Here is a 14664-nt window from a genome sequence, read left to right on the forward strand (position 1 = left end):
GCCACCTTGGGAAAGCGACCAGACGAAAAAGCCGCGCCCGATTTTACGGGCGCGGCCCTTAAACTTACTTGATCTTCGGGTTCAACAGGGCGTCGATCTTCGGTTCGCTCATATTCGCCTTGGTGACGAGATTGGCGCCAGTATCGACATTGGCAGCGACCTTTTCCTTCTTGGAGGCTGCGAGCGCCGTCTTGATGCCCTCATAACCCATGCGATAGGGATCCTGCACCACCAGGCCGGCAAGAACGCCCGACTTCAGGAAGCCGACGGTCTTGTCGTCACTGTCGAAGCCGATGACCTTGATCTTGTCACCAAGCTTGTTTTCAGCGATCGCCTGGCCAACACCCTGCGCCATGATCAGGTTGGAGGCGAAGACGCCGACCAGTTTCGGATTGGCGGTGATCAGGTCGGTCATGATGTTGAGGCCGGTGGTTGCCTGGCCGTCAGCATACTTATCGGCAACGACCTTGAGGCCCGGATACTTGCTCTTGACCTCTTCCAGGAAACCCTGGCGACGCTGGTCGAGAGAGCCAACACCCGGAAGGCTGGTGATGATGGCGATTTCACCCTCTTCCTTGCCGGTAACTCCCTTGACAGCGGCGGCAAGACCGTCAGCTGCGATACGTCCGCCCTGAACGTTGTCGGTGGTCAGGAACGAGATGAAGGACTTGGAATCGGCACCAGAGTCGATACCGACGACCGGTACGGACTTGGCGGCTTCATCCACAGGCTTGCCGAGCGCCTTGAACTCGGTCGGCGAAATGACGACCGCGGCCGGCTTGCCGGCAACGGCATTTTCGAGAATGCTGATCTGTCCGTTGATGTCGGATTCCGATTGAGCTCCGAGTTCCGGCACCTTCACGCCGAGATCCTTGCCTGCCTGGCGAGCGCCGGCAAGAACGATCTGCCAGTAGAAGGATGTCGTATCCTTGACGATGATCGGAATGGTCACCTCGGCAGCAAAGGACTGCACGGGCATCGCCATGGCGATGACGGCAGCGCCGGCGAGGCCGGCAAAGCTGCGGCGGGACAGAAGTGACTTGGCAATTTTCATCTGCTTCTCCTCTCAAAGCGTTCTGTTCTCCTGCACACCGGCCGCTGAACGCTTGCGGCTCGGTGTCGTAACGCCTTGTGGCATCACGCTTCGCGTGGCGGACCAGCCACCAACGCCAAAACAGGCTTTCCTCCTCTACGAAACCGCCTCTCCGGTCGGCTCGATAGCTCTCAATTTGCTAGACCCTTACGGCCTCGTCTCCCAAAGGAGGCGCGACCACAGTCAACCCTTCGAATTCCTCATACAGGCGGCCGGGAAGCCTCGGCTCCATCAACTGCATGTTGCGAACAAGGCTTTCCGGCTTTGCCGTACCGATCAGAACCGAGGCCACGCTGGGACTGCGCAGCGGGAACTGAAGCGCCGGCTGAGCAAGCGGCAGACCATGCCTGCGGGTAATCTCTTCCATCGCTCCGACCTTGGCCAAAATATCCGGCGTCGCCGGCAGATAGTCGAAATGCGCGCCAGGCACCGGCCCGGTCGCCAGAATGCCGGAATTGAAGACGCCGCCCACGACCAGCGATGTCCCCTTCTTCTCGCAAAGCGGCAGCAGCTCGGCAACGGCTGAACGATCCAGCAGCGTGTAACGGCCGGCAATCAGGATGCAATCGATATCGGCCGCATGCATCACATCCAGGCAGACAGGTATCTCATTGACCCCGAGGCCGTAAGCCTTGATCGCGCCGGACGACTTCAACTCCTCAAGAGCTTTCAGCCCGGAGCCTAGAAGCTGGCCGAGATAGTGCTCATTGAGCGCTTTGCCATGGGTATAGCCGCCGATATCGTGGACATAGAGAATATCGATGCGGTTAAGGCCGAGACGGGCATAGCTGAACTCCACCGAGCGCATGATACCGTCATAGGAATAGTCATAATCGGCATCGAAAGGCAGGGGATCGACATAGCCGTAATTCGGCACCTTGTCGGTCGGCACCGGTCGCATCAGGCGACCGACCTTCGTTGACAAAACATAGCTGTCTTCAGGCTGATCACGCAGAAAATCGCCGACGCGGCGCTCGCCGAGGCCGAAGCCATACCAGGGCGCAACGTCGAAATAGCGGATACCGCTGTCCCAGGCTGCCTGCAGGGTCGCCATCGCCTGGTCGCGGGGGCAGGCGCGGTAGAGGCCGCCCAGCGCCGCAGCGCCAAAGCTGATCTCCGTGACCTTAAGGCCCGTCCTGCCGATCGTTCTCGTCTGCATCACCTCTCCCTTGTGATGGCGGTCATTTCAATTTCGGTGGCGTTGACGGAAGCTCTCGACATCCATCGCCATTGATTTTGTTTTTTATCTACAATAAACATTTTGGTGTCAACGAGGAAATCATGGGGACCGTCGCGGGAGGCGACGGAAACTGCGGTTTCGACAGAACTCCTGCAATTGACTGCCATCGGAACATGGTTCAGACAGCGCCGCCGGCAAAGAGCGGCGACGAGACGTGAGGGGGAAATGGCAAGGCAAAACACGCTCTTCAAGGAAGCCTATAATCGTTATGTAGCCCGCTTGAAGCTCGATACCGAACTGCCGAGCGAGCCTGAAATCGCAGCTGAACTTGGCGTCAGCCGCAGCACGGCGCGGGCGATCCTCATGCGTCTAAGCGACGCTGGCATCATTCTGTGGAACAAGCGGCAGAAGACAGTGCTGCGCCTGCCGACTCAGGCCGATTTCTTCCCCAAGGAAGAAACTGATTCCCTTCACAATATCATCGAGCGCAGCTTCATGACGCGCATCATGTCCGACGAAGCCCAGCCAGGCATGCAGATCAACGAGCTGGAACTGGCGCGCGAAATCGGCACCGGCACCTCCGTCGTTCGTGAATTCCTTATCCGTTTCAGCCGCTTCGGCCTGATCGAAAAGCGGCCGAATAGCCACTGGATTCTCAAGGGCTTCACCAGCGAATTCGCCCTCGAACTTGCCGATGTGCGCGAAATGTTTGAGCTGCACTCCGCCGCCGAGTTCGGTCGCCTGCCCGCAACTCATCGCGCCTGGGAGGATCTCAAGGCGATCGAGCAGGAGCATCACGCCCTTCTCAAGGATATTGACGCGCATTACCGCGATTTCTCACGCCTCGACGAAAAATTCCACCTGCTCATCCATCGCGCCTCGAAAAACCGCTTCATCACCGAGTTCTACGACGTCATCGCCATCATTTTTCACTATCACTATCAGTGGAACAAGGCTTTCGCACGCGAGCGCAACGCGCGCGCCGTGGCGGAGCATCTCGACTATATCGAAGCGCTGCAATCGCGCGACCAGCAAAGGATCGATGCTGCCTGCCGTCGGCATCTCGCATCGGCACGGCAGACGCTGCTGCAGTCGATCCCACAAGGCGCAGGTGAAATTGCCGGCTCCGCTGCCTGACGGCAGGGAACCGGCAGCTCGTTATTCCGCAGTAAGGCTTACACTTTGGCTGGCAAAGCGCGGAGATGAGACTTCGAGCTTGATCGCACCGGCTTCTCCGGTTGCCTGCAACCAGAAACCCGTGGTCCCGCCCTGGAATGCCACCGTTTCCGGCCCGATGACCTTCGCCGGGCCTTCAACCTTGATCGAGATGGTTTCATTGAGGAAAGGAAGCCGCGAGCCCGCCTGATCGAGCGCCCGCACGATGACGCGCACGGTATCGCGCTCGCCTGCCCGCAGGGTTTCGGCATCGGCCTCGACCTGCAGCGATGTCGGCAGCGGATTGGCGACCATGCGCAGCTCCGCGATCGACTTGCCGCCGATATAGCCGGTGAAATGCACGTCCTCCCACTCCATCCCCCAGACGCCGAGCTCGTCCGGCGTGAAGGAACGGTGATCGAAGACGATTGGAGGATGCGGCAGGTGCGGGAAGGTCTCCCGGTCCGGGCCGAGACGCTTGGTCAACGAACCGTAACGCAGCTCGACCTCGTCGCAATTGGTCAGCACGATCAGCGGCAGGGCACCACCGATATTGCGCTCGCCGCGCGCCCAGATCGTGACCGGCTTCATGACGACCTCTTCGGAGGGCTCGCACTGGCTGGCATAGACATAGGCGGCGAATTTCGGCTCGCGGAACATGTCCATGACGCCGTGATAGCAGATACGGTCGCCCGAGCCGAAATCACTATGGGTATTATAGTCGAACATGCACCATCCGATCGCGCCTGAGATCGATGGATCGCCGTAGGCGGCATTCAGAACTTCCAGATGCCGGCGCACATGCTCGGCCTGGCGCTGCTCCTGATCGTAGATTTTCGTCGGATACATATGGCCGCCGAATTCGGTGATCAGATAGGGCACATCCTTGGAAAGGCCGGTATTTTCCTGCTGCGGCCTCAGCGGCGTGCGCGGCCGGTTGGCGCCAGGCAGTTCCTCGTTGCCGAGGATGAAATCATTCATCGTATAGACGTCCTCGAGCATTTCGCTCTCGGTGATGTAACGCACGCCGCCGGTCTGGCGTGTCGGATCGAGCTCGCGCGCCAGACGATTCGTCTCCGCATAGAAATCATGCGAATCCTGGGATTCGTTGATGCGTACGCCCCAGATGACGATCGAGGGGTGGTTCCAGTCGCGCTCGATCATGCGGCGCACGTTGCGGATCGATTCCTGCTGCCATTCCTTATCACCGATATGCTGCCAGCCTGGGATTTCTTCGAAGACGAGAAGGCCGATGCGATCGCAATGATCGAGGAACCATTTGGACTGCGGATAATGCGAAGTGCGCACGATATTGCATTTCAGTGTGCGCTTCATGATTTCGGCATCGCGCTCCTGGGCGGAACGGCCCATGGCATAGCCCACATAGGGGAAGGCCTGATGGCGGTTGAGGCCGCGCAGCTTCAGCTTCTTGCCATTCAGCAGGAAACCTTCCGCGGTGAAGCTTGCCGTACGAAAACCAAAAGTCGCGGCGTGACGGTCCGCTCCGTGTTCGCTCACAAGCTCCACGTCAGCCGAGTAGAGAACGGGATTGTCGAGCTCCCAGAGCGAAAGGCCGGAAAGGCCGGCAAAGCTGAGCTTTACGCTTTCGCCCGACGTGTCAGCCTGGCCGGAAGCGATGGCTGCGCCGTCTACAGATCGCAAAGTAACCGTCACCGTACCTTTGAAAGCAAGATTTTGCGAATTGGAGATATCGCAGCGCACCGTCGCGGATTTGCGGTCGGAAAGGACATCCGTCGTCTCGACCTTGATGTTGGCGATGGAGACGGGCGCGGCAACCTTCAGCCAGACATCGCGATAGATTCCGGCGTAGGTGAGATAATCGATCCGGCCGCCGAAAGGCGGTATCTGCGGGTTCTCGCTGCCGTCGATCTTGACCGTGATCAGGTTCTCACCCTTATGCAGGCGGCCGGTCAGGCGTGCCTCGAACGGCGTATAGCCATCCTTGTGGGCAACGATTTCCTCACCGTTCAGATAGACGACGGCATCGGCCATGGCCGCATCGAAGATCAGCGATACTTCGCGGCTTGCGAAGTCCTCATCCCAGTTGACGATTTTCTGATAGGTGAAGGCGCGTTGATAGGATTTCTCGTCGAAATAGTTGAAAGGCAGTTCGACCGCCGTATGCGGCAGCGTAACACTCCGTCCTTCCTGCGGGCGACCGGCATCCTCGGGCGAAAACCCTTCATGAAACGTCCAGGATTCATTGAAGGCGACAACAGAACGCATATTCAATCCTATCGATTAAGCCCGTCGCATCGGATGACGAACAGATGTTGCTGGGAAGTCAGGCGCGCGGCGAGGCAGGCGGCACGCCGCGGGGCGATATCTATACAGGCCCGCCGCCGTTGCGCAATGCGACCAGTTGGCGGATTTCGATTTTCAAGGCACGCGAGCGATAGCAAGGATGCCGACCTATCACGAATCTATCGGCTCCGCGCGTTCTTCGTCTCCTCGACCGGACTGCGCACGGCGGCATACATGCCTGTCGTGCGGAACTCCGTAGGATTGATGCCGTAGATGCGGCGAAATACCTTGGAGAAATAATTGGCATCGTCGAAGCCCGACATGATCGCGACCTCCTTGACGGGAATGAAGGCAGCCTTCGTCAGCAGCTTCGCCGCGCGCTGCATCCGTTGTTGCAGCACGAATTCCGCCGGCGGCACGCCTTCGCTCTCGGCGAAGACGCGCGAAAAATGCGCGCGGCTGAGACCGCCCACCTTCGCAAGCTCTTCGACCGGCAGCGGCTTGTCGAGATTGGCATTGATGTGGTCGATGACAATCTGCATGACGGAGCGGTCGGCAGCAAAGGCATGCGAGCCGAAGACGTCGTCATAGAGCGCCATGGCGGCTTCATAGGCGATCGCGGAAGCCGAAGCCGGCGTCGCGGCGCCCTTGACGAGCCGAAGGCTGCAATCGGCAAGATGATCGATGGTCGCCTGCTGCAGCTTCAACACCGGACCGGCTGCGGCAAGAATCAACCGATGGATGCGCAGCGCTTCCTCGCCGTTCATGGAAATCCAGAAATATTCCCAGCGCTCTCCCTTCTCCAGCCAATAGCGATGATTATGCGGCACGAGAACGAGCAGCGTATCACCGGCATTGACGCGATAATTACGGCTTTCATAGCGCAGGCGACCCGTGCCGCTGATCGTGTGCTGCAGCACGGTGAACGGTGTGAGGCCGCGCCGTCGTCCATCCCAATCATAGGGTTCGTCGTCGCGGATTTCGTATCCCGCACTGGTCGGCATGGCGTGCAATCGGTGGCGTCCACGCGGCAGGGAAACCGTCCGCATGACCTGTCCGTTATCGATCAATTCTCGCAGCACAAAATTACCCTCAAAAGCATAATAGTTCTCTGTTCGCCTCGGTGATTATAGGCATAATCCCGCCAGAAAACAGCGCATGCTCGCCGGCGAGGAACGGCGATCGGAGGAAAAATCACGATTTCGGCCAGTTTCGCAATCGTTGCGATCATGGACCAAAATGCTGTCGATTTCCCTGCCGCTGCTTATTCGATCGACTTGAAGGTGAGGATCATGAGTTTCAAAATCGCTATTATCGGCGCCGGCAGCGTCGGCTTCACGAAAAAGCTGTTCACCGACATTCTCTGCGTGCCGGAATTCCGCGACGTCGAATTCGCATTGACCGACGTAAGTGAGCACAATCTGACGATGATCAAGGCGATCCTCGATCGCATCGTCGAAGCCAACAAGCTGCCAACACGTGTCACGGCCACGACGGATCGCCGCGCGGCACTGTCAGGCGCACGCTATATCATCAGCTGCGTGCGCGTCGGCGGCCTCGAAGCCTATGCCGAAGATATCCGCATCCCGCTGAAATACGGCATCGATCAATGTGTCGGCGATACGATCTGCGCCGGCGGCATTCTCTACGGCCAGCGCAACATCCCGGTCATTCTCGATTTCTGCAAGGATATCCGTGAAGTCGCCGAAACCGGCGCCAAGTTCCTCAACTACGCCAACCCGATGGCGATGAACACCTGGGCGGCGATCGAATACGGCAAGGTCGACACGATCGGCCTTTGCCACGGCGTCCAGCATGGTGCCGAACAGATCGCCGAAGCGCTCGGCGCCAAGGATAAGCGCGAACTCGATTATATCTGTTCGGGCATCAACCACCAGACCTGGTTCGTCGATCTGCGCCTTAACGGCCGCAAGATCGGCAAGGATGAGTTGATCGCCGCCTTCGAGGCGCACCCGGTCTATTCGCAGCAGGAAAAGCTGCGTATCGATGTTCTCAAGCGTTTCGGCGTCTATTCGACCGAGAGCAACGGACACCTGTCGGAATACCTGCCCTGGTATCGCAAGCGTCCCGACGAGATCAACAAGTGGATCGACATGTCGGACTGGATCCATGGCGAGACAGGCGGCTATCTGCGTCATTCCACCGAAACACGCAACTGGTTCGAGACGGAATTCCAGCAGATCCTCGACAGCGCTTCGCAACCGATCGACCCGGCACGCCGCTCCAACGAGCATGCCAGCCATATTCTCGAGGCGCTGGAAACCAATCGCGTCTATCGCGGCCATTTCAACGTCAAGAACAATGGCGTCATCACCAATCTGCCCGCCGATGCCATCATCGAGTCACCCGGCTTCGTCGATCGCTTCGGCATCAACATGGTGGCGGGAATTACTCTGCCGGAGGCATGTGCAGCGACCTGCATATCCTCGATCAACGTTCAGCGCATGTCGGTCCATGCCGCCATCAGCGGCGATATAGACCTCTTGAAGCTTGCCGTCCTGCATGATCCGCTGGTCGGTGCCGTCGCCACACCGGAGGAGGTTTGGCAGATGGTCGACGAAATGGTCGTCGCGGAAGCGCGCTGGCTGCCGCAATATGCCCATGCGGTTGATGGCGCGAAGGAGCGCCTGTCGCAGGGCAAGGTCAAGACACGCGACTGGAAGGGTGCGGCGAGCCGCAACGTTCGCTCGATCGAGGAGTTGCGGGCAGAAAAGGCCGCGTTGAAGCAGGCGGGCTGACGAACAGCAGATCGGAAGACAAGGGCTGCGGCGGCAGAGGGGTGATATCCCGCCGCAGCCGGCCGTCTTCCGTTTTACGGGAGGAACGCGACGCCTCGAACGGAACGCTCGCGATATTGGGAGAGAGAACAAGATGAGACATTTTCGACCGATCGGCCTTCTCGCCGCATTGACGATTGCCACATCCGCGATCGCCATCAGCGCCTATGCAGCCGAGCCGACAGTGCCGCCCGTTCCGCCGGTTTTCCCGGCTGAAGGCAAGATCAAATATGTCGAGCGCAACTCCATCCTGGAGTTCAAGGCGCTGCCGGAATATCACGAGCCCGCCTGGGTCACGGACAAGTTCGTCACGACCGGCAAGCTGCCGCCCGTCAAGGATCGCCTGCCGAAAGAGCCGCTGGTCTTCAAGACCGGCAACATGCCCGACGGCATCGGCGTCTACGGCGACACGATGCGCCATGTTATCGGCGGCAGGCCGGAAGGCTGGAACTACGGCGCCGGGCAAACCCAAGGCTGGGGCGGCATCGACATCGCCCTTTCGGAGTGCCTGACGCGCACGGCTCCCCTGTTCCAGGTGGAAGCAAAGGATACCGAACCGCTACCGAACCTTGCCAAGGGCTGGGAATGGTCGTCCGACGGCCATAAGCTCACCATGCATCTGATCGAAGGCGCGAAATGGTCCGACGGCGTGCCCTTCAACGCCGATGACATCATGTTCTACTGGGAAGACGAGGTCATCGACCCGAACGTCTCGCCGCTTGGCGGCGGCGCATCGCCGGAAGCTTTCGGCGAAGGAACGACCCTGAAGAAGATCGACGACTACACCGTCGAATGGACCTTCAAGGACGCCTTTCCGAAGCAATATCTCTATACGATGGCCTATCCGAATTTCTGCCCAGGCCCGTCGCATATCCTGAAGCCGCAGCACCCGAAATATTCCAAGAACACCTACGATCAGTTCAAGAATGCTTTCCCGCCGGAATACATGAACATTCCGGTCATGGGTGCCTGGGTGCCGGTCGAATATCGCCCTGACGATATCATCGTCCTGCGTCGCAATCCCTACTACTGGAAGGTCGACGAGAAGGGTAATCAGCTGCCCTACCTCAATGAGCTGCACTACAAGCTCTCGACCTGGGCGGATCGCGACGTGCAGGCGGTTGCCGGTTCCGGCGACATTTCGAACCTGGAGCAGCCGGAAAATTTCGTCGCTTCACTGAAGCGCGCGGCACAGCCCGATGCGCCGGCTCGTCTTGCCTTCGGCCCTCGCCTCATCGGCTATAACCTGCAGATGAATTTCTCCGCCAATGGCTGGGGCAACCCCGATCCGCGTGCTCAGGCCGTTCGCGACCTGAACCGCAATGAGGATTTCCGCAAGGCTGTTACGATAGCGCTGGACCGCAAGGCCCTCGGCGAGTCACTGGTCAAGGGGCCTTTCACAGCGATCTATCCGGGCGGCCTTTCCTCCGGCAGCAGCTTCTACGATCGCAATTCCACCGTCTACTACCCGTTCGATCTTACCGCGGCCAAGGCGGAGCTCGCGAAGGCTGGTCTGAAGGATACCGACGGCGACGGCATCGTAAACTTCCCGGCGGGCGTCAACGGCGGCAAGGATGTCGAGATTACCCTACTGGTCAGCAACGACTACACCACCGACAAGAGCCTCGCCGAAGGCGTCGTTGGCCAGATGGAGAAGCTCGGGCTGCGCGTCATCATCAACGCGCTCGACGGGCCCAAGCGTGACGATGCCAATTATGGCGGCCGTTTCGATTGGATGGTTCGGCGTAACACCACGGAGCTCGCCTCGGTCGTCCAGAATACGGAGCAGCTCGCACCTGTCGGCCCGCGCACGAGCTGGAACCATCGTGCGGGTGCGGATGGCACGGTCGATCTCATGCCCTTCGAAAAGGACATGGTGGATGTCGTCAACAAATTCACGACATCGAAGGACAACGACGAACGCGTGGCTTTGATGAAGCAGTTCCAGAAGATCTCGACGGGACACCTCTACAATATCGGCCTGACCGAGTATCCGGGTGCGCTGATCATCAACAAGCGCTTCTCCAACGTTCCTGCGGGCACGCCGATCTTCCTGTTCAACTGGGCAGAGGACTCGATCATCCGCGAGCGCCTTTGGGTCGCGGCTGACAAGCAGGGTAAGTACGAACTCTTCCCGCAAGAGCTTCCGGGTGCTCCTGGCAGCGCCGGTCCGATCAAGTAAGGTCGCATGAAATACCCATGGCAGCCGGTATGATGCCGGTTGCCATGGGGCTTGAAACATCCAGCGATCAGCTGTCGCCGGGATAGAATTGAACCGCTGGCGTATATCCTCCCGATGGGACGAGACCGCCGACAGCATCAAGAGAAGCGAACCGTTCTATGTTACGATTCCTGCTCGTGCGAATAGCCTCCGCCATTCCCGTGCTCTTCATCCTGAGCGTGGTGACCTTTGCGATCATTCAGGCACCGCCTGGCGACTATGCCGACTACATACGCTCGCAATTGATGAACCAGGGCGGTGCATCCTTCGCACAAGCCGACGAACAGGCTCAAATTTACCGCCGCGAACATGGGCTCGACAAGCCGCTGGTCGTTCAATACGTCAACTGGATCGGCGGTATCGTCACCAGGGGCGATTTCGGCTACAGCATGTTCTACAACAAGCCCGTCGCCGATGTCGTTGGAGAGCGCCTGCCGCGGACCTTGGCTCTCGCGCTGGTCTGCCACATCTTCGCATCCGTTCTCGGCATCGGCTTCGGCATATGGGCAGCGACGCGGCAATATAGCTGGATCGACAGCCTCCTGTCGGGCATTTCCTTTTTGGGCATGACGGTGCCGCGCTTCCTGATGGCGCTGATCATCGTCTACCTTCTCGTCTTCCAGCTCAATGTCTCGGAGATCGGCAGCTTCTTCTCGCCGCAATATGGCGGCGCGCCCTGGTCCTGGGCCAAGTTCGTCGATCTGGTCAGGCATGTCTGGCCTGTCGTTGCGATCGCGACGTTCGGCGGCCTTGCCTACAATATGCGCGTGATGCGCGGCAATCTTCTCGACACGCTGAATGCTCAATATGTGGAGACCGCGCGGGCGAAAGGCCTTTCCGGCGGCGCCGTCGTCATGCGCCATGCGGTGCCGAACGCGCTGCATCCGCTCGTCATGTATCAGGGCGTCGTCCTGCCCTACATGCTGACCGGCGAGATCGAGACTGCCATCATCTTCACTCTGCCGACCGTCGGCCCGGCCATTGTCGGCTCGATGGCGATCGGCGACGTCTATGTGACGGCGACCTTCATGATGGTGCTTTCGGCCACCCTCATCATCGGCAATATCATCGCCGATATGCTGCTTGCGCTGCTCGATCCGCGTGTCCGTCAACAGGGAGGAATACACTGATGCTCGCCTTCAGCAACTCCCCGCCATCGCCGGAAGAAAAGATCCAGCACAAAAGCGGCAATGAAAGCTATATCGCACTGGTCTGGCGGCGCCTGAAGCGCTCCTGGACGGGCATGAGCGGTCTCGTTCTCGTCATCCTGCTGCTGCTGATGGCGATCTTTGCCGAATTCGTCGCGCCGCTCGATCCGAAGGCGACCGATACCGGCTTTGCGCCGCCACAGATCATCAGTTTCCATGACAAGGATGGCAACTTCGTCTTTCTGCCCCGCGTCTACGCGCTTGCCGAGACGACGGATCTCGATCCGGTCACCTTCCAGCCGATCGTCGGGCCTGACTATGACAACCCGCGCCTGCTTGGCTTCTTCGTCAAGGGCGATCCCTATTATCTGTTTGGCCTGATCCCCGGCAACCGCCATCTCTTCGGCGCGATCGACGGCGGTCCGGTTCATTTCCTCGGCACTGACAAGTTCGGGCGGGATGTGTTGTCGCGCGCCATCTATGGCTCGCGCATCTCGCTGATGATCGCCTTGACCGTGGTTTCCATCGTCACCATCGTCGGCACGACGATCGGCATGATCTCCGGTTATTTCGGTGGTGCGGTGGACGCCTGGATCCAGCGCTTCGTCGAGGTCGTGCTGGCTTTCCCGCAAGTGCCGCTCTATCTGGCACTGACCTCCCTGATCCCGGTGACTGCGCCTACGAACGTCTTCCTGGCCTTCGTCATCATCGTCATGTCGGCGCTCGGCTGGGCGCAGATGTCCCGCGAAGTTCGCGGCAAGACGCTGGCTCTGGCGCGGATCGAGTATGTTCGCGCCGCTATGGCGGTCGGAGCAACCGACTGGCGCATCATCCTGCAGCATATCCTGCCGAACGTCATGAGCCATGTCATCGTCGCGGTGACACTTGCAATCCCGAGCGTGGTTCTGCTGGAATCCTTCCTCGGCTTTCTGGGTTTTGCCGTCAAGCCGCCACTGATCTCATGGGGTCTGATGCTGCAGGATACCTCGACCTATTCGGTCATCGGCTCCTATCCCTGGATCCTCTCGCCCGTTGCCTTCGTTCTCGTCACCGTCTTCGCCTTCAATGCGCTCGGCGACGGCCTGCGCGATGCAATCGACCCCTATTGAGGAGAACGGATATGGCTCTCGCACTCGTCAATCCCTATGCTCCCGACACCAGGCACGATGCCGGCGAAAAGACCACCTCGCCCGTCATCGACGCCCGCAACATTGCCGTCAAGTTCAAGGTCGAGGACGGCATGGTCGATGCCGTCAAGGATATCACCTTCCAGCTTTATCGCGGAGAAACCATCGCGATCGTCGGCGAATCCGGCTCCGGAAAATCGGTAACGGCCCGCACTGTCATGGGTCTCCTGACCAAGCGTGCGGTGGTTTCAGACAAAGCCGCCGTTCATTACGACGGTAAGAACGTGCTGAAATTTTCGGAGAAGGCGCGGCGGCAGCTGCGCGGCGACCGCATCTCGATGATTTTCCAGGAGCCGATGAGCTCGCTCAACCCGATCTACACGATCGGCAGTCAGATCATCGAAGCGATACGGGTGCACCGCAAAGTCAGCCGCCGCGATGCCGAAAAGCGGGCGCTCGATCTTCTGAAACAGGTGCAGATCCCCGATCCGGAAGCGCGGCTGAAACAATATCCGCACCAGCTCTCGGGTGGACAGCGGCAACGCGTGATGATCGCCATGGCGCTCGCCAACGATCCGGACGTGCTGATCGCCGACGAGCCGACCACGGCGCTCGACGTCACGGTGCAGGCGCAGATCCTCAATCTCATCCGCGACCTGCAGAAACAGCTCGGCATGGCGGTCATCCTGATTACCCACGACCTGACCGTGGTGCGTCAGTTCTCCGATTATGTCTATGTGATGCAGCATGGCGAGATGCGTGAGCATAATACGACCGAAGCGCTCTTCGCCAATCCGCAGCATCCCTACACGCGGCATCTGCTGACTTCGGAGCCGCGTGGGCATGCAAAACCGCTGCCGCCGAATTGCGACACGGTGCTCGAAGGCAAGTCTGTCAAGGTAGCCTTCATGCTCCGGCACGGCAGCTTCTTCAAGCCCGACATGCGAGAGCTCGTCGCCGTCGGCGGGCTCAATCTTCAGCTACGCCGCCACGAGACGCTTGGCCTTGTCGGTGAATCCGGCTCGGGCAAGACCACCTTCGGCCAGGCGCTGCTGCGCTTGATCGATACCGATGGCGGCGAGATTTTCTTCGACGGGCAGCCGATCCACGGCCGGTCGCGCGCTCAAATGCGCCCCTTGCGCTCGCGCATGCAGATCGTCTTTCAGGATCCTTTCTCGTCGCTCAATCCGCGCATGACCATCGGCCAGATCATTTGCGAGGGGCTGATTGTCAACAACCTCGGCGCCAACAAGGCCGAGCGCCTGGAGCGCGTCAAGGAAGCGCTCGTCAGCGCCGGCATGCCGGCCAATATTCTCTCGCGCTTCCCGCACGAGTTTTCCGGCGGCCAGCGCCAGCGCATCGCGATTGCCCGCGCCATCGCGCTCGAGCCGGAATTCATTCTGCTCGACGAGCCGACTTCGGCCCTCGATCTTTCCGTCCAGGCCCAGATCATCGACCTCCTGCGCAAGCTGCAGGACGAGCGGGGTCTGAGCTATCTCTTCATTTCCCACGACCTCAAGGTCGTCCGCGCCCTTTGCCATCGCGTGATCGTCATGCAGCACGGCAAGATCATGGAGGAAGGGCCGGTCGAAGAAATCCTATCGCATCCCAAGACGGCTTACACCGAACGCCTTGTCAGAGCGGCGTTCGAGGTGGCTTCATAGCATTCAGGAGATT

10 protein-coding genes are annotated in these 14664 nt (G+C 59.5%); 6 read left to right on the plus strand and 4 right to left on the minus strand.

What is annotated here, in order from left to right; translation table 11 throughout:
- Positions 1-64: 64 nt before the first annotated feature.
- Positions 65-1054: an ABC transporter substrate-binding protein gene (locus RTCIAT899_RS29150; protein ID WP_015343435.1), complete on the minus strand. Its 990-nt coding sequence runs from the start codon at positions 1052-1054 to the stop codon at positions 65-67.
- A 178-nt stretch (positions 1055-1232) separates the two neighbouring features.
- The gene (locus tag RTCIAT899_RS29155; protein ID WP_015343436.1) at positions 1233-2252 is read right to left on the minus strand and encodes an aldo/keto reductase; all 1020 of its coding nucleotides are present in this window, start codon (positions 2250-2252) and stop codon (positions 1233-1235) included.
- Between the two features lie 246 nt (positions 2253-2498).
- Between RTCIAT899_RS29155 and RTCIAT899_RS29160 the strand changes: the two genes are divergently transcribed.
- The gene (locus RTCIAT899_RS29160; protein ID WP_015343437.1) at positions 2499-3410 is read left to right on the plus strand and encodes a GntR family transcriptional regulator; all 912 of its coding nucleotides are present in this window, start codon (positions 2499-2501) and stop codon (positions 3408-3410) included.
- A gap of 21 nt (positions 3411-3431) precedes the next feature.
- Here RTCIAT899_RS29160 and RTCIAT899_RS29165 read toward each other — a convergent pair whose 3' ends face one another.
- Both RTCIAT899_RS29165 and RTCIAT899_RS29170 read right to left on the minus strand, forming a co-directional pair.
- Entirely contained in the window at positions 3432-5675 is a 2244-nt protein-coding gene (locus tag RTCIAT899_RS29165) for a glycoside hydrolase family 2 protein (protein WP_015343438.1), read from the minus strand.
- Between the two features lie 197 nt (positions 5676-5872).
- A complete protein-coding gene (locus tag RTCIAT899_RS29170) occupies positions 5873-6775 on the minus strand; it encodes a helix-turn-helix transcriptional regulator (RefSeq protein WP_015343439.1) in 903 nt (300 codons plus the stop codon).
- A 210-nt stretch (positions 6776-6985) separates the two neighbouring features.
- Between RTCIAT899_RS29170 and melA the strand changes: the two genes are divergently transcribed.
- From melA to RTCIAT899_RS29195, 5 genes are all read left to right on the plus strand, one after another.
- A complete protein-coding gene (gene melA / locus RTCIAT899_RS29175) occupies positions 6986-8452 on the plus strand; it encodes an alpha-glucosidase/alpha-galactosidase (RefSeq protein ID WP_041678466.1) in 1467 nt (488 codons plus the stop codon).
- A gap of 133 nt (positions 8453-8585) precedes the next feature.
- A complete protein-coding gene (locus tag RTCIAT899_RS29180) occupies positions 8586-10673 on the plus strand; it encodes an ABC transporter substrate-binding protein (RefSeq protein ID WP_015343441.1) in 2088 nt (695 codons plus the stop codon).
- Between the two features lie 158 nt (positions 10674-10831).
- Complete coding sequence (locus RTCIAT899_RS29185) at positions 10832-11842, plus strand: ABC transporter permease (RefSeq protein WP_015343442.1); 1011 nt, start codon at positions 10832-10834, stop codon at positions 11840-11842.
- Positions 11842-12969: an ABC transporter permease gene (locus tag RTCIAT899_RS29190; protein WP_015343443.1), complete on the plus strand. Its 1128-nt coding sequence runs from the start codon at positions 11842-11844 to the stop codon at positions 12967-12969. Before RTCIAT899_RS29185 ends, RTCIAT899_RS29190 begins: the two co-directional genes overlap by 1 nt.
- 11 nt (positions 12970-12980) lie before the next feature.
- On the plus strand, positions 12981-14651 hold the full coding sequence (locus RTCIAT899_RS29195) for an ABC transporter ATP-binding protein (RefSeq protein ID WP_015343444.1): 1671 nt from the start codon (positions 12981-12983) through the stop codon (positions 14649-14651).
- Positions 14652-14664: the final 13 nt, after the last annotated feature.

This window comes from Rhizobium tropici CIAT 899 (genome assembly GCF_000330885.1).
GTDB classification, from domain to species: domain Bacteria; phylum Pseudomonadota; class Alphaproteobacteria; order Rhizobiales; family Rhizobiaceae; genus Rhizobium; species Rhizobium tropici.